General features: G+C 35.2%; 19 protein-coding genes and 1 tRNA gene. 12 read left to right on the top strand and 8 right to left on the bottom strand.

From position 1 onward, the window contains the following. The 9 genes from G581_RS0101045 to G581_RS0101005 form a co-directional block, all read left to right on the top strand. The coding region (locus G581_RS0101045) for an efflux RND transporter permease subunit (RefSeq protein ID WP_028844218.1) at nt 1-753 on the top strand (753 nt) is incomplete at its 5' end. Between the two features lies 1 nt (nt 754). After that, entirely contained in the window at nt 755-2149 is a 1395-nt protein-coding gene (locus G581_RS0101040; RefSeq protein ID WP_028844217.1) for an efflux transporter outer membrane subunit, read from the top strand. Continuing rightward, a complete protein-coding gene (locus G581_RS0101035; protein WP_028844216.1) occupies nt 2150-3118 on the top strand; it encodes a universal stress protein in 969 nt (322 codons plus the stop codon). A 50-nt stretch (nt 3119-3168) separates the two neighbouring features. Next, nucleotides 3169-3684, top strand: a complete 516-nt coding sequence (locus tag G581_RS0101030) for an acyloxyacyl hydrolase (protein WP_038064556.1) — start codon at nt 3169-3171, stop codon at nt 3682-3684. 329 nt (nt 3685-4013) lie between these two features. After that, complete coding sequence (locus tag G581_RS0101025; RefSeq protein WP_028844214.1) at nt 4014-5522, top strand: flagellin N-terminal helical domain-containing protein; 1509 nt, start codon at nt 4014-4016, stop codon at nt 5520-5522. A gap of 82 nt (nt 5523-5604) precedes the next feature. Continuing rightward, nucleotides 5605-5997 (top strand): flagellar protein FlaG, encoded by a 393-nt coding sequence (locus G581_RS10170; protein ID WP_051178641.1) that lies wholly within the window; start codon nt 5605-5607, stop codon nt 5995-5997. Next, the gene (gene fliD, locus G581_RS0101015) at nt 5998-7329 is read left to right on the top strand and encodes a flagellar filament capping protein FliD (protein ID WP_028844213.1); all 1332 of its coding nucleotides are present in this window, start codon (nt 5998-6000) and stop codon (nt 7327-7329) included. Next, nucleotides 7326-7751, top strand: coding sequence for a flagellar export chaperone FliS (gene fliS / locus G581_RS10165; RefSeq protein ID WP_051178638.1), 426 nt, complete (start codon nt 7326-7328; stop codon nt 7749-7751). Before fliD ends, fliS begins: the two co-directional genes overlap by 4 nt. Continuing rightward, nucleotides 7717-7983, top strand: coding sequence for a hypothetical protein (locus tag G581_RS0101005; RefSeq protein WP_028844212.1), 267 nt, complete (start codon nt 7717-7719; stop codon nt 7981-7983). The genes fliS and G581_RS0101005 overlap by 35 nt, the downstream gene beginning before the upstream one ends. Nucleotides 7984-8342: 359 nt before the next feature. Here G581_RS0101005 and G581_RS11990 read toward each other — a convergent pair. Further along, nucleotides 8343-8423 (bottom strand) — tRNA-OTHER (locus tag G581_RS11990). A gap of 423 nt (nt 8424-8846) precedes the next feature. Between G581_RS11990 and G581_RS0101000 the strand changes: the two genes are divergently transcribed. Together G581_RS0101000 and G581_RS0100995 are read left to right on the top strand one after the other, a co-directional pair. Further along, entirely contained in the window at nt 8847-9395 is a 549-nt protein-coding gene (locus G581_RS0101000; protein WP_028844211.1) for a metal-dependent hydrolase, read from the top strand. After that, nucleotides 9388-9834 (top strand): Lrp/AsnC family transcriptional regulator, encoded by a 447-nt coding sequence (locus G581_RS0100995; RefSeq protein WP_028844210.1) that lies wholly within the window; start codon nt 9388-9390, stop codon nt 9832-9834. Before G581_RS0101000 ends, G581_RS0100995 begins: the two co-directional genes overlap by 8 nt. 6 nt (nt 9835-9840) lie before the next feature. Here the strand turns inward: G581_RS0100995 and G581_RS0100990 are convergent, their stop codons facing one another. Both G581_RS0100990 and G581_RS0100985 read right to left on the bottom strand, forming a co-directional pair. Beyond that, entirely contained in the window at nt 9841-10323 is a 483-nt protein-coding gene (locus G581_RS0100990) for a hypothetical protein (RefSeq protein WP_028844209.1), read from the bottom strand. 94 nt (nt 10324-10417) lie between these two features. Then, nucleotides 10418-10642, bottom strand: a complete 225-nt coding sequence (locus tag G581_RS0100985; protein WP_028844208.1) for a hypothetical protein — start codon at nt 10640-10642, stop codon at nt 10418-10420. Between the two features lie 468 nt (nt 10643-11110). Between G581_RS0100985 and G581_RS0100980 the strand changes: the two genes are divergently transcribed. Continuing rightward, nucleotides 11111-11854 carry an N-acyl homoserine lactonase family protein gene (locus G581_RS0100980; protein WP_028844207.1) on the top strand — a complete coding sequence of 248 codons (744 nt, stop codon included), beginning with the start codon at nt 11111-11113 and terminating at the stop codon, nt 11852-11854. 239 nt (nt 11855-12093) lie between these two features. On the opposite strand, the gene G581_RS11985 is transcribed toward G581_RS0100980, so the two are convergent. The 5 genes from G581_RS11985 to G581_RS10155 form a co-directional block, all read right to left on the bottom strand. Beyond that, nucleotides 12094-12267, bottom strand: coding sequence for a hypothetical protein (locus G581_RS11985; RefSeq protein WP_156875159.1), 174 nt, complete (start codon nt 12265-12267; stop codon nt 12094-12096). Nucleotides 12268-12340: 73 nt separating this feature from the next. Then, complete coding sequence (locus G581_RS0100970) at nt 12341-13183, bottom strand: ATP-binding protein (RefSeq protein WP_028844206.1); 843 nt, start codon at nt 13181-13183, stop codon at nt 12341-12343. Next, a complete protein-coding gene (locus G581_RS0100965) occupies nt 13180-14022 on the bottom strand; it encodes an ATP-binding protein (RefSeq protein ID WP_028844205.1) in 843 nt (280 codons plus the stop codon). The genes G581_RS0100970 and G581_RS0100965 overlap by 4 nt, the downstream gene beginning before the upstream one ends. A gap of 78 nt (nt 14023-14100) precedes the next feature. Next, nucleotides 14101-14826, bottom strand: coding sequence for an MBL fold metallo-hydrolase (locus tag G581_RS10160; RefSeq protein ID WP_051178635.1), 726 nt, complete (start codon nt 14824-14826; stop codon nt 14101-14103). A gap of 8 nt (nt 14827-14834) precedes the next feature. Beyond that, nucleotides 14835-15037: P-loop NTPase (locus G581_RS10155; RefSeq protein ID WP_038064550.1), on the bottom strand; the 203-nt coding region annotated here is incomplete at its 5' end.

Raw genomic sequence — 15037 nt, 5'->3', positions numbered from 1 at the left:
AATAGACTTTATGTTCGCAATAAGGATGGAAAGATGACACCGTTTTCATCTCTAGCCAGTGGGAAATGGATTTATGGATCACCGAGGCTTGAACGATATAATGCTTTTCCATCCATAAATATATGGGGTGAACCAGCTGAGGGAAGAAGTTCAGGTGAGGCAATGAAGGCAATGGAAGAGATTGTATCAAAGCTACCACATGGGTTAGGGTTTGACTGGACAGGGCTTTCCTATCAGGAAAGACTTGCAACAGGGCAGGCACCGTTACTTTATGGTTTTTCATTGTTTATGATATTTCTAGCGCTTGCAGCTTTATATGAAAGCTGGACAATTCCTATTACGAATCTGATTTTGTTACCATTTGGTATATTTGGTACTGCAGTGGCAACGTGGTTACTTGGTTTTAAGAATGATGTTTACTTTCAGATAGGATTTCTTGTGACAATGGGACTGTCATCCAAGAATGCAATACTTATCATACAGTTTGCCCGTGACAAGATTCATCAGGGAGAAGATTTATACAAGGCTTCTGTTGAAGCAGCAAGTATAAGATACAGACCAGTTGTTATGACATCACTTGCTTTGATATTTGGAGTATTGCCACTTGCAATATCAAGGAGTGCAGGAGCAGGAGCAATGAATGCTATTGGAGTAGCGATTGAAGGTGGAGTTATTGCAGGAACATTTATTACAATATTCTTCGTACCGTTATTTTTTGTTAAAGTTTTAAAATTCTTTAAAGTGAAGAAGTGATATGAAAAAACTACTGATTTTTACCTTAATAACATTACTAGTTGGATGTAGCTTTATACCAGAATATCAAAGACCTGAGGCACCTGTTCCAAAGGAATGGCCCAAGGGAGATGCTTATCAAGACTCAAAATATGACGAATCATCAAAAGCAACAGAACTTAAATGGAATGAATTTCTGCAGGATCAAAACCTTCAGAAAATAATTGAGATGGCTTTTAAAAACAATCGTGATTTGAGGCTCTCAGCATTAAATGTTGAAAGAGCAAGGGCATACTATGGAATTCAAAGAGCAGAACTTTTACCCGCAGTTGATGTGAGTGCAAGTGGGCAGAGGCAGAGAGTTCCTGCTGATCTTTCCAATACAGGCAAGGCAGAAACCTTTTCAGAGTATAATGTTAGTATAGGTATTATTTCATGGGAGATAGACTTTTTTGGTAGAATCAGAAGTCTTACAAAGATGGCACTTGAAGAATATCTCGCTCAGGAGTCTTCATACAGAGCAGCGAGACTTTCACTTATATCCGCTGTTGCTACTGCATATTACACATATGCAACTGATAGAGAGAATCTAATGCTTTCAAAGGATACTCTCAAAACTCAGGAGGAAAACTATATATTAATAAAAAGTCAATATGAATCTGGTATTGTGTCTGAGATAGATCTTCACAGGGCAAGAACACAGGTTGAGACTGCAAAAGAGGCAGTTGCAAGATACACACAGGTTGTTGCGCAGGATAAAAACACACTTGATTTACTGGCAGGAGAGCCGGTAAGAGAAGAGCTATTGCCACAGGGACTTCAAAGCGTGGTAGCCCCAAAGGACATATCTCCTGGACTTTCTTCTGAAGTTTTACTCAAGCGTCCTGATATTATCGCAGCCGAACATACTTTAAAAGCATATAATGCCCAGATAGGAGCTGCAAGAGCTGCATTTTTCCCGACAATTTCCCTTACAACACTTTTTGGCACAGCATCTGACCAGCTTTCAAATCTTTTTGGTGGAGGATCAAGAGCATGGTCATGGCAATCTCAGGGTATTATGCCGATATTTGACGCGAGGGTATGGGCTGGTTATAGAGCTTCAAAGGTTGAAAGAGAAATTGCAGTGGCAAACTATGAAAGGGCTATACAGACTGCATTTAAAGAAGTTGCTGATGCTTTAGCTGTGAAGGGAACAATCGATGACCAGATTAGAGCCTATGAATCCCTTGTTCAATCTCTTTCTGATACTTACAGACTTGCAAAAATGAGATATGATGAAGGGATAGACAGTTATTTAAGTGTTCTTGATGCTCAAAGATCACTGTTTCAGGCTCAGCAGCAGTTGAATAATTTAAGACTTTCCAAGCATTCCAATTTAACGACGCTTTACAAAGTTCTTGGAGGAGGTGATTAGATGTTACAGAATCCTTTTAAAAAAGTTTTGCTTCCTGTTGATAAAAGTGAGCATTCAAAAAGGGCTGTAAAATTTGCAGGATTATTGCTTGCACAGGATAGTTGTTTACAGAGTGAGCAAGGAGAACCTGAGTCTCAAGGTCTTTCTGAAATAACACTTTTTTATGTGATCACAGGAAAATATTTAAGTAATTTTTTAAAACAAGTTAATATGCAGACACAAAATGTTAAGGATTACGAAATAATTAGAGAAAAATGTATTACCGATCATATTAAACCGCTTCTTGATGACTATGAAAAAATTTTAAAAGATAAAAATTTCAAAGGAAGAATAACTCAGAAAGTTGAAGAAGGAGACCCTGGAAGTAAAATAATTGAAGTAGTCAAAAATGAACAGTACTCAACTGTAATAATGTCTCGCAGGGGTATGTCAGAGCTTAAATGTCTTTTACTCGGTAGTGTGTCAACAAAGGTGCTTTATGGCTTAAAAGAGCAAAATATCTATATTGTTGGACAGAAAATAGTTGAAGGTAATACATGCCCAATTCCTGATATTTTAGTTCCTGTTGATGGTTCAGAATCATCAATGAAAGCAGTTGAACATGCTGCATCACTTGCCAGATTTGTTAAAGGTATTAAAAAAATCACTATTTTAAGAGTTATCAATGTTTCTGTATATCTTGAGAGAATGAGACAGGGTATAAATCCTGAAGAAGAAGCAAGTGAGATTCTTATGAAGGCTCAGAATATTCTCATAAAAGAAGGGATTTCTCAGGATTTAGTCCAGACAAAAACAAGAGTGGGATTCCCGGCAGAAGAGATAAATGCTGATATTCAGGAAAATAATTATAATCTTGTAATTATGGGAAGGAGAGGACGATCACCTATAAAAGATATTGTTCTTGGAGGAGTAAGCTCTGCAGTAATAAATAACTGCTCTGAGCCTACAGTGGCAATTATAAATCTTTGATTAAGAGAAAATCATTTGATTTTTTTATAAACAAAGAGGAGGGAGGGCAGATGAAAAAGCGAATCTATCTGGTTTTGTTTGTGCTTTTAGTTTTTCCGGGTTATTCTTTTTCTGAGGACAGAAATTTTGAATTAGGTCTTGGAATAGGTAGTAATCTTGACGGTATTTCAACAACGCATGGCTTAATTGCTCCTGCAGTTAATTTTAAACTTTCAGATAATAATAGTCTATGGCTTCATCTTGAAGGAGATATTGAAATAATTAGCGATGATAAAACAACTTTTGTTTTTGGAGCAGCTCCTATGTTGAGATATTATCTGTTAGATAATGCTTCAATTAAGCCTTTTGTTGAAGCAGGTGCTGGTCCTAACTTAATAAGTCGTAGCAAAGTAGAAAACAGAGAATTAGGTGGAAGTTTTATATTCAGCGTTATGGGTGGTGCAGGTATTGAGTTTAAATCAGGGATGAAAATTGCGTACAGATTTAGACATTTATCCAATGCTGGACTTTATGAGCACAATGATAGCATTAATGCACATTGCTTAATGTTATCGTTTGGTTTTTAAAAATTTTTTGAATTAAAAAACTTAAAATAACGAGACTTTAATTAGTAAAAGTTTTAAAACAAAAACTAAAGTTTCTTTATTTATCCATTATCATTAATTATCTCAATATATTTTTAATATAATTCAATCTGGGTTACAGTTATAACAATCAAAATAAAACATGATAATTTAAAAATTAACAATTAATTATCGCGCTAAACTTTTTTTAAAAATCATCGATTTAAAAAATTAAGATAGCAGGATGGAAAGGAGGTGAAACTTTTAATAATTCATCCAGGTTGTCTGAACGCAGGAAGCGTTCTTAATAAAAAACATGGAGGGTTAAAACCATGGCACTAAGAATTAATTTTAACGCAGAAGCAACAACAACACACACAGCTCTTTTACAGAATGAAAGGGCGATGAACAAGTCTCTTTTAAGGATTTCAACAGGTAACAGAATTCTATCAGCAGCAGATGACGCTGCAGGTCTTTTTATTGCAGACCAGCTTTCAACAGTTGCATCAGCTCTTAATCAGGGCAACAGCAACATTCAAACAGGTATAAGTGCTTTACAGATTGCTGAAACAAATGTCGGACAGATTGTTGATAAACTTCAGACAATCTATACAAAGGCACAATCCGCAGCAAATGATATTAATGACCCTAATGCTCGTGCAGCACTTCAGAGCGATATTACAAATCTTGTTGACGCAATTAAGAAGATTGCAACAGATACAGAGTATAACGGAATTAAACTTCTTGATGGAACATTTGAAAGCAAGTCAATTCACTATGGACCAAGAGCAAATCAGACAATTACAGTTGGAATTTCAAGTGTTCAAGCATCTGATCTTGGTGCATCAGTAGTATCTGGCACAGGTCAGACTACCTCAAGTACAAATTCAGCATATTCGGCGTTAATTACTGGTGATTGGAAGTCTGGTGATACTACAGATGTAGTAAAAGTTGCAGATAAGACTCTTTCATTAGCAAGTGGTGTAGTTGATGCAAAATCAATAGCAGATGCTATAAACGGTAATCCTGATTTAAAAGCACTCGATATTTCTGCAAGAGCAGCCAATACAAGCACAGCAGGCACAAATTTTACTAGCATTTCATCCGGTACAGGAACTACCACTTTAAGATTTTATGTTGGTACAACGACAGATAGTTCTTCTGCTATAGAGATTACAGTAGGAGCCAGTGAGACTCTTACCCTTGATCAGCTCATTTCCAAGATAAATACTAATGCATCAACAAAGAATCTTAACATAACTGCTTCAAAATCTGGAGAAAGGCTTGTTCTTACAACAACAGGAGAAACCATAGGAGTGGAAGTTGTTTCTGCTACCGGTGGTGCAACTGTTAATCTTGCCTCTCTTCTTCAGAATGCATCAGGAAGTGTAAGTTCTGCAACGGGTTCAGCTGTAAAAGTTGGTGATCTTGTTATTATAGGCTCAGACTCATATAATTATGATTTTACAGGAATATCAAGTACTACAACCGGACTTGGGTTAAAAACTCAGGATACTTCCAAACTTAAGAATCTTAATGATATTAAAGTAAATGACAACGCCTCTGCAGAGCTTGCTATTGACATTGCAAACACAGCTATTAAAAAGGTTGACAGAGTGAGAACCCAGATTGGTTCTGTTGTTAACAATCTCCAGGCTATATACGATGCACAGAAATCAGCTTATGACAATACAAAAGAAGCTGAAAATGTCATTCGTAATACTGACTTCGCTGAAGAGATGAGCACCTTTACAACAATGCAGATAAGAATGCAGTCAGGTATGGCAATGCTTGCTCAGGCCAATTCTCTGCCACAACTTGTGCTTCAACTTCTCCGCTAAACAGATACGAGGAGGGGGGATCCCTCCTCCTCATTTTTATAACTATGAGATTTCTCAGGTATAGTAGAAACAGGAGGATAAAATGAAGCTGAAGGGGATAGAACAAGAGGTTGTCATAATAAATCCTTACAGACAAACCAGGACGGATATAGTTCAAAATCACCCTATCCAGACAGCTAGCACACAAAGAATGAATAATCTGGAGCAAAACTTAACGAATAACCAGAACAATGCAAAAAAATTAACAGTTGATCAGGAAGAGCTTAATAAAATGATGGATGAGTTAAGGCATAAATTCAGCATGCTTGAAAAATATCTGCAGATAAATATTGATGATCAACTGCAGATGCCTATTTCAAAAATTATTGATATGAGAACAGAAGAAGTAATAAGACAGATTCCACCAGAATGGGTGGTTGAGATTTTAAGAAGAATGGATGAGCTAAAAGGAGTGCTTTACTCAAAGGAGGTTTAAATGGCAGACCTTTATGTTTCAGGACTTACGGGAACTTTTGATTCAGGTGCAATGATTGATAAACTTCTTCAGATCAAACAACAACCAATTACTGCACTTACTCAGAAAAAAGCTTTAATTCAGGCAAAAGTTTCAAGTCTTACAAATCTATACGGCGCTTTAAATGATATGAATAAATTTATCAGTAACCTAAATATAACAGACATTTTTTCAACAAAGAAAGCAATTTCATCAGATACATCTGTTTTAGAAGCAACAGCAACTAAAGATACACCCAATCTTACAATGAATTTAACAGTTAATAAACTCGCACAGACAGAGATGAGAGCAAGCAGCTCAGGATTAAATTCTTTAAGCGATAAATTCTCATCTTCAGGAACTCTCACACTTAAGTATTGGACAGATAGTTCAAATTATTTAACATATAATATAGATTATTCTGAAGGGCAGACAATTCAGGATCTTGCAAACAATATAAACTCTGCTCAGAATAATATCAAGGCATCAGTTTATTATACAGGCACAGACTATCGTCTGATGCTTACAGAGGCTGATGCTGGGAATTCAACAAAAGAAACCGATAAAGATACATCTTCGTATGTTATTGAAGCTACAGAACTACCAGCAGAGCTTGGCAGCCTTGATACGCCTTTACAGAATGCGCAGAATGCCTCAATAACAATAGGAAACTCTACAACACCTGTAACAAGCTCGACAAATACTTTTAATGGGTTGCTTACAGGGCTTGATATCACTGTTAAGAAAACAGGTTCAGCTACATTATCAATCAATGATGATTACTCTCAAATAGACAGCACTCTTGGTAATTTTGCTAACTCTTACAATTCCGTAATATCTCTTATAAACTCAATGACTGCTAAAGGTGCACAGTTTCAGGGAGATAGCACAGTTACAACAATAAAAACAGGATTTACCAGATTACTCGACCCTCTTATAAGAGCAGGATTAATTAACTACTCAGATACTGATGGAACGATATCAGTAAATAGTGATGTACTTGATTCTTTAAAATCTTCAGATCCCGATAAATTAAAAGATATTATGACAACAGTTAAAAGTTCATTTAGTACCGCACTTAACGGATGGACAAATGCAATTACTACTTATCAAAATACTGAGAATTCTCAAATAAATAGTATTGATCAGAAGATTCAGAATATGCAGGAAGAACTTGTCAAGTATGAGGAAAGATTAAGAAAAGAGTATGCACAGCTTGAGTCTTTTATTTCACAGATGAATGAGATAAGCTCAAGGCTTAATGATTTTATGGTAACATTATCACAGATGACAACAGGAGGTCAAAATAAATGACATACGTAGATGCCTATTTACAGAGTAAAGTTATAGGAGCGGATGGACTTGAACTGATTATGATGCTTTATGATAGAGCCATTCTGTCTCTCAACATAGCAAAAGATTCAATAATGAAGGGCTTGGATGATCCAGAGCTTGTCAAGAAAAAAGCTGTTGAGCTTGGCAGAGCAACAGAGATTTTACTATACCTGAACAGTATTCTTGACAGACAGAGGGGTGGACAGATTGCTGAAAACCTGAGCTTAATTTATACAACTTTAACAGATGAACTTGTAAGGGCAAATCTATTTAATGATGTAGAGATAATTTCAAAATGCATCGAGATTTTAAATAATCTTAGATCTGCATGGGAAGATGTAAAAAAACAGTTAAAGGAAACAAGAAATGAATCAGGAAAAGCAGTCGCTGAAGCAGTCTAAAATAAGAGATCTTCTCATTCAGGCTGAGCTTGCACTTAAGGAAGACCGCTATGAAGAGGCTTTAGTGATTATTAATGACATAACTTTTAATGAAATGAAAGATCTTTCAATGGAGGAATTAAGTGCAATTGGTAGACTTTTGATCTGTCTTAAAGAGATTGCTGAAGGAAAAAGAAACAACATAGTGAATCAACTTAAGACAGTTCAGGCAAGCAAAGGTTATATTGGATAAAAATTTAAGCTCGGTCGCATGATCTGCGGGAAATAATATCCCATGTTTCATCATCGATGTCATTTAAATAATCAGAGACTCTGAATTCTGCTCCGCACTCACTACAGCAGAGTACGATACGAGTTCAGTAAAAAAACACTGAAATTGGATTTTTACAGTATTTACATTTCACATTCTTTAATATTTTTTTTCTCAATTCTCTCATTTGTAACTTTTATGAATTTTTTATTAGATATAAAAGTTGTAAAATTAACCAGTTTACCAAAATTAATTTTTATAAAAAATAGTACTGAAAACAAAATTGAATATATGCCAAAGATAGATTTTAATAACTCTCACAAGCCCTTGATTTTATTTAATGGAGCTGATGGGAGTCGAACCCACGACCTCTTGAATGCCATACCCATTCAAGTTCCATTAAATCCATCGCAGGATACCCCTTAAAATCAATATTTTCAATACTTTTAATAGTATAACATAAAATTCAAAAATTTAAAAAAATATAACTTTTTCTTACAAGATTCTTACAATTTTCTTACAGTATTCTTACATTTAAACATGTTATAAACTCAAAAACAGCAATTGTTTGCTTGAAAAGTGTTTAGTATGGTTGTATCAAGATGAGAAAGTTAATCATCAAACAACCTTTTCTTTGCTTGTAATGCTGATAAATTATGTTCTCTCATATTGACATTCTCCAGAAAGACTAAGATTTGCAATTATTGAAACCCTTGAAAGCCTGAAAAAAGACTCAATTTTAACATAGGTTTGCATAATTGTTAATTCTTCATAAAATTGTCCGGCACAAATTTTTTATTGTTAATAAAGACTCTCACTAAATAAGGTAAGCAGTAGGGGTAACCATGATCTGGTTACCAGAAGTTCTGTTTATATTAGTGACCTGGAAATCTCATAAGATAGTTACATTCTGTGTTGTTTATGTATTGAGCCACAACCCTGTTTTTTCTCTACTCGCAGCTATTGGATCGGTTGTCCCTGATCTGATTGAAGGACGAGGTTTTGTATCTATGAATCCTTACAAGCAGTATAGATGGCAGCAAAATCACAGAAAACTCTCTCACTGGTGTATACCATATATAGCGATTTGCCTGATATGTCTTTTTATTCTCAGGCAGAATTCATTAAAAGTGTATTCTGTTATGCATTTAAATCAATTTTTACAGTTTCCAGAACTGCTTCTGGTTTTATGGATAAGTTTTGCGGTGTCATCAGGAGCTGTGATGCATATTTTTGAAGATGCATTATCAGGCAAGGTTCCGCTTTTTAATCCAAAAAGAAAAAATTTTGGCATAAGGCTTATCCCTGTAAACAGCCTTTTTGAGCTTATTTTCACCTTAACAGTGGTGTTTGTTACCATGGCATTGTTAATAATTAGAAGACAGCATGCATGATAAAGAAGAAATAAAAGCACTTTCAGTCTATAAAACAGATTATATATACCCACAATTACAAAATGCAGTCAAATGCGTGTTGTACGATATAATTTTTTCAAAAACCGTTCTTGAAGATAAGGAAAGCGCAAGAATAAGCTATGCTGATTTTAGGGTTCTTACTGGATTGTCACTTTCAACGGTGAAAAATGCAATTAAAGAGCTGGTAATGGATGGATTTGTAAAAATAGTTGGATATCACTATTCAAGGCTTGCCAATGAGTACTCACTTAATATAAAAATTCCAGAGAAACTTCCACGAAGATTCTCTGTACAGAGAATGCTGCATAAAACTGCACATGCAGGATTGTCAGGAAAAACAGAAGAAAAACTTAACGGGAAGAAACTCATGATTGATCCAATAAAAAAAGCCTCCGAGGGCAATCCTCAGAGGCTTTGAAAGATCTTATTCAGCTATGTACTGTAAATCTTCATCATCAATCACAGTTTTTTCTTCTTTTTTCTGCTGCTGCTCCTGTTTCTGATTCTCAAGTGCTTCAGCATCCTCAACAGCTTTTATTGAAGCTTTCTTAAGCAGCTCTGCCAGAAAAAGAAAGTTTACCTGATCAAGTGGTACATTGATATTGATCTCGTTTTGTCCTTCCTTTTTATAAACAACTGCGTATCCAGATTTCTCATTTTTCTGCCACTTCTCAACTGTCACAGTTGAAGTAACCTCATTGTACTTGTGAATTAGTCTGAATTTGTCGCTTTTGCCTCTTACCATTGATACAATTGCCAGATTTGTATGGAATGCTTCAACCGGGTCTAATACAAATCTTGCTTTTTTGTTTTCACCGTTTCCAAATGTGAAAAATCTCAAATTAATTTTGCCATCCCTTACTGAAAGCTCAACCCCTGAATTTTTTGCATAAAATACATGTAACATGATACAACCTCCTTAAAATGCTTTTGTTTTGAATTGAGCGACAAAGTCGCTTTAATTGGTTAGAGTTAAAATAAATGAAAGGCTAAATAATGAATTACGCTCTGGCTGATAGATGATGCATTAATCCATAAATATCCTGCTCCAGTTCAACTGAAGCATGATCTCTTGAATCAAAACGAGAAATGTAAGCTTGAATGTAAACTCCGTGATTACCAATGGCTACGTCATAGCCTATTAGTTTTGCAACATTGCAGAAATCTCCTGCATTAATTTGATTTGTTCTTAATTGATCATAAGACACATATTTTCTCAAGCACATAAAACACCCCCGATGATTAAAATACAGATATTCACTGCCAAAGGCAGTTTTAATGGCAGAAATAAGGAAAGATATGACAGATTGTTTGCATGAAAATTAAATACAAAAGAATAAAAAAATGGATTTAAAATTGATCAAATAATTGAAATTAAACAAAAGTAGAGATTAATGGATGGAAATATTACGGATGGATCAAAAGGGCAGAAATATAGAATATAGTTAAAACTCATTTGTAGCAGTTTTACCTGCCATACCTCTCCTTATTGGAGAGTCGCATTCAAAAGAATGCGTGAAATATATAATTCAATATATCATTTATAATTTCATCTGTCAAGTGGTAAAATTCAGTAGTCAGCGGTTTTTTAGGATAAAATCTATTTGAAATCAGTTATATTTTCAGAGAGATTATTTTTGAAGAATGTCGATAATTTGACAGACAGTTAGCTGTAGAAATATAATTTAAACCATATGGCAAAATATAGGATTCATCCAATTGTAATGGGCGCAAAAATTTTTGATAAGGGTATGATGACCTATCAGTATGACTACGGCACGCCTTTTGTTGTTCCGATATATTCCTGGTATATTGAAGGAAGTGAAAAAAATATTTTAATTGACACAGGAGAGTTTGCTCCCCGCACATCAACGGAAATTGAAAAGGCAATTGGAAAAGTTTATAAATTTAAAGAAGGACTTGCAAAATGGGGATTAAACTCTGAAAATATAGATATTGTAATACACACACATCTTCACAATGACCATTGTGAAAATGATTCTGAATGTGCAAATGCTGTATTTTATGTTCATGAAAAAGAATTACAGCAGATTCACAATCCTCATCCACTTGATTTCAGATACAATGAAGATTTTATCTCAGAGATAGAACAAAACAAGCAGATTGTAACTCTTTCAAAAGATACGGAAATACTACCAGGCATAAAAATGATTCATACACCAGCGCACACTCCTGGTGGAATGTCTGTTTTAATAAACACTGAACGATGCAGTGTTTTGATAACCGGTTTCTGCATTATAGAAGAAAATCTAAATCCTCCACCCAGGATTATTGGAATGGGAATGGAAGTAATACCTCCCGGGACTCTTATTAATTCTTATGATGCATATGATATAGTGCTTAATGTAAAGAATATGGCTGATGTGGTAGTTGCCCTTCATGAACCAAAATACGCTTTTTTAGATACAATCCCTTAATCAGGTTTTTTTAAAAATATCTTCTGCAAGATAAATTCATAAATCAATAAAATCAGAGTTTATAAAAATCACAATTAAACTCACGTGAACCTCCCACGACTAAAGTCGTAGGATTCTAACCTCACGGTTAGAGTTTCCTGCTTCAATTTTTCACACAAATTACACTGGGCAAACAATTACTTTTAAGAAAGATTATTTTTGATGCTTTTTGATGTATTGGCAAATGGGTTGCACTGCATTTATCTTACAGTAGTGCTTGACTGGTACAGAAAGAAAATAGCTGTGTGAAAGCGGTTTCCTATATCAGGTTCAAGCAGCGGATATTCAAGCCTTAAAGGGAAAGCAGCAGCAATACGTTTAGTCGTGATCATATTCATTGTAGCTGTTTCTCTACCATGTCCTGCTGAGATCAAAGTCTTTGAAGTTAACTGACTTCACCGCCTCACAAGTGCGAGGCTTTATGCTAAGCTAAAGGTAAATTGTGATTTAAATAATATTTTCAATTGATGTCTTAATTGTTCGGGCCAATTCACTTTTTGAAAACTCAATGAACGGAATACCAGCCTTAACAGAGTTTAAAATCTCTTCTGAAAAAGGAATGGTGCATATAATTTCAATTTCTTTAATTTGATTCTTGATTTTCAGAGTCATTTCAGGATTTAAATCGTATTTGTTTATAACTACTTTAATCGGAACTTTGAACTGTTTTGCAAGTTCTAAAACTCGTTTTAGATCATGCAGTCCTGAAAGAGTTGCCTCAGTAACAGCTATTACTAAATCTACTCCTGTCGTTGAAGCCATAACAGGACATCCTGTGCCTGGAGGTCCGTCAATTATTATATATTCAGCTTTTTCAGCTTCAGCCATTTCTTTTGCAATTTCTTTCAGTTTTGTAACAAGCTTACCTGAGTTTTCCTGTGCAATGCCCAGTTTTGCATGAACTAAACTACCGAACTTTGTCTCAGAAATAAAATACTGCCCACAAAAACGATCCTTAAGTAAAACTGCATTCTCTGGACACACATGATAACATACTGTGCATCCTTCACATGAAAGATGGTCAACTTTGAAGTCTAATGAAATCGCTGAAAATTTACAACTCTTTAAACACTCTCCGCATCTAGTACATTTTTCTTTATCTATCTGTGCAATATAACCACTTATAAAATCGTAAGTTTGTTTTATTTCTGGATGAAGAAGCAGATGCAGATTTGCTGCATCAACATCACAGTCAACCATTACTTTATTGGTTAAAACCACTGCAAAACATCCTGTTAAAAATGTTTTGCCTGTTCCGCCTTTACCACTAATTACTAAAATCTGCTTCATTTAATTATCCTCTGTATCTTCTCAAAAAGAGATCTAAACCTTTCCTTAAACTCTGGCATACCTTCCACAAATGAAATTCCTTTTGAATAAGCTTCAGCAATTTGTTTACTAAAGGGAATTTTCATTAAAATAGAAATTTTATTTGCTTCACAGAAATCCTCTATTGAACTGTCTTGGTCAGACTTATTTATAACAACACCACAGGTAATTCCAAGTACTTTTGTTACTTCGTAGGCAAGCTCAAGGTCATGCAATCCAAAGGGAGTTGGTTCTGTAACAAGAATACAAAAATCTGAACCTTTAATTGCAGCTACTGCTGGACACGAAGTTCCAGGCGGTGCATCAACTATCGAGAGTTTTTCAGGCTTTAGATATTTTTTAGCCGATTCAATAACCCTGGGAGATAAAACCTCACCAATATTCAGTCTTCCCTCTATAAACTCAATCCCTTTAGCTGTACCCCTTTTAATTAAACCTATTGGTCTTTGAACTGGTTTCAATGCCTTTTCAGGACAAAGTAAAATACAACCTTCGCATCCATGACAGAGTTGATGGAAAATAAGAACATCTCCAGAACTGTCAATTTTAAATACACTTAAAGCATTATATGCACAGATAGAGCTGCAGTATCCACAAAAATTGCATTTGTCTTTATTAACTTCAGGAACTGTTGTTTTGACTTCAATTTCTTCTTTAATCTCTGGATTTAAAAAAATGTGAACATTTGGCTCTTCCACATCGCAGTCAATGATTTGAGAGTTTTCAATGCTTAATGCAAGGGATATAGCAACTGTTGTTTTACCTGTTCCGCCCTTACCACTTGCTACAGAAATTATCATTTTATCATCTCCATGCATAAAAATATAGGAAAAATATGCATGTGTTGAAAGATTAGTTCAGGTTTTTCTATCTCTGGTTTAAATATATTCACAGGAACCTCCAACATAGATATGTGTGCCCGCACCGGCTTCAAGAAATCCAGGAATACTCTCTTTAAAAAGGCTCCTTGCGAGATCTCCTGTGCAATGAGAAGGTGCGATATATTTAATTCCCTCTGATTTTAAATATACAACTAACTGCCTGAGTTGTTCTTCACTGTAGTCTTTCAGATGAAGTCCTCCAATCAGAGCAAAAACATTTTGATTTAATATTTCCTTTACTCTTTCTAATATTTTGGTTAATCCAGGATGTGCGCATCCTGTCACAACTACCACACCTCCACCTGTGTCTATCGCAAGGGAGAGTTCTTTTATTTTCTCTCCAAGTTCACCTGTTAGATATACTCCATTCATTATCTCTACAGGCTCTGTGCTTACTTTATGAATGTTTATATCATCTATACTTTCTTTCACTTGATCATAAAAAGAGCTACCAGCATAAATCTGTACATTTTTACTCCTGCTTGCTATATCTTTTAATCCTTCATAGTGATCTTTATGAGGATGGGAAATTACTATCCTTGAAATCATACCCGGTTTAATTTCAGCTTGCTGCATGTTTTTGATTAATTTTTGCCCATCAGCACCTGTATCAAACAGTATTTCAGCATATCCTCTCTTTATAAAGCAGCTGTATCCCCATCCTGTTTCAAATCCTTCTTCTGCTGGATAGTTATCAAAAAGCACTCTTATATCAATGATCATATAAATACCTAAACTTTTAGCATTTCAGTAAGTCTGTCAACTATTGTTGTGAAAGCTGCTGCAGGCTTACTTTCTGGATAGTAAATTATAAATGGTTTACCATCATCTCCAGCCTGAACTATCTGTGGATCAATGGGAACTTTACCAAGAAACGCAACTTCATACTCCTGAGCAAGCTTTTCTGCACCACCGGTTTTAAATATCTCTATTG

Origin of the sequence: Thermodesulfovibrio thiophilus DSM 17215 (assembly GCF_000423865.1) — a bacterium.
GTDB lineage: Bacteria > Nitrospirota > Thermodesulfovibrionia > Thermodesulfovibrionales > Thermodesulfovibrionaceae > Thermodesulfovibrio > Thermodesulfovibrio thiophilus.
The sequence above is the reverse complement of the archived record's forward strand: the minus strand, read 5'-3'. Positions and strand labels throughout refer to the sequence as shown.

What these genes read in the sequence shown, in the direction of transcription:
- G581_RS0101030 (WP_038064556.1), top strand. Translation starts at nt 3,169, where the DNA reads ATGAAAAAGCGAATCTATCTGGTTTTGTTTGTGCTTTTAGTTTTTCCG.
- fliD (WP_028844213.1), top strand. Translation starts at nt 5,998, where the DNA reads ATGGCAGACCTTTATGTTTCAGGACTTACGGGAACTTTTGATTCAGGT.
- G581_RS0101040 (WP_028844217.1), top strand. Translation starts at nt 755, where the DNA reads ATGAAAAAACTACTGATTTTTACCTTAATAACATTACTAGTTGGATGT.
- G581_RS0101000 (WP_028844211.1), top strand. Translation starts at nt 8,847, where the DNA reads ATGATCTGGTTACCAGAAGTTCTGTTTATATTAGTGACCTGGAAATCT.
- G581_RS0100980 (WP_028844207.1), top strand. Translation starts at nt 11,111, where the DNA reads ATGGCAAAATATAGGATTCATCCAATTGTAATGGGCGCAAAAATTTTT.
- G581_RS10160 (WP_051178635.1), bottom strand. Translation starts at nt 14,826, where the DNA reads ATGATCATTGATATAAGAGTGCTTTTTGATAACTATCCAGCAGAAGAA.
- G581_RS0100985 (WP_028844208.1), bottom strand. Translation starts at nt 10,642, where the DNA reads ATGTGCTTGAGAAAATATGTGTCTTATGATCAATTAAGAACAAATCAA.
- G581_RS0101035 (WP_028844216.1), top strand. Translation starts at nt 2,150, where the DNA reads ATGTTACAGAATCCTTTTAAAAAAGTTTTGCTTCCTGTTGATAAAAGT.
- fliS (WP_051178638.1), top strand. Translation starts at nt 7,326, where the DNA reads ATGACATACGTAGATGCCTATTTACAGAGTAAAGTTATAGGAGCGGAT.
- G581_RS0100965 (WP_028844205.1), bottom strand. Translation starts at nt 14,022, where the DNA reads ATGATAATTTCTGTAGCAAGTGGTAAGGGCGGAACAGGTAAAACAACA.
- G581_RS0101025 (WP_028844214.1), top strand. Translation starts at nt 4,014, where the DNA reads ATGGCACTAAGAATTAATTTTAACGCAGAAGCAACAACAACACACACA.
- G581_RS0100970 (WP_028844206.1), bottom strand. Translation starts at nt 13,183, where the DNA reads ATGAAGCAGATTTTAGTAATTAGTGGTAAAGGCGGAACAGGCAAAACA.
- G581_RS0100995 (WP_028844210.1), top strand. Translation starts at nt 9,388, where the DNA reads ATGCATGATAAAGAAGAAATAAAAGCACTTTCAGTCTATAAAACAGAT.
- G581_RS0101005 (WP_028844212.1), top strand. Translation starts at nt 7,717, where the DNA reads ATGAATCAGGAAAAGCAGTCGCTGAAGCAGTCTAAAATAAGAGATCTT.
- G581_RS0100990 (WP_028844209.1), bottom strand. Translation starts at nt 10,323, where the DNA reads ATGTTACATGTATTTTATGCAAAAAATTCAGGGGTTGAGCTTTCAGTA.
- G581_RS10170 (WP_051178641.1), top strand. Translation starts at nt 5,605, where the DNA reads ATGAAGCTGAAGGGGATAGAACAAGAGGTTGTCATAATAAATCCTTAC.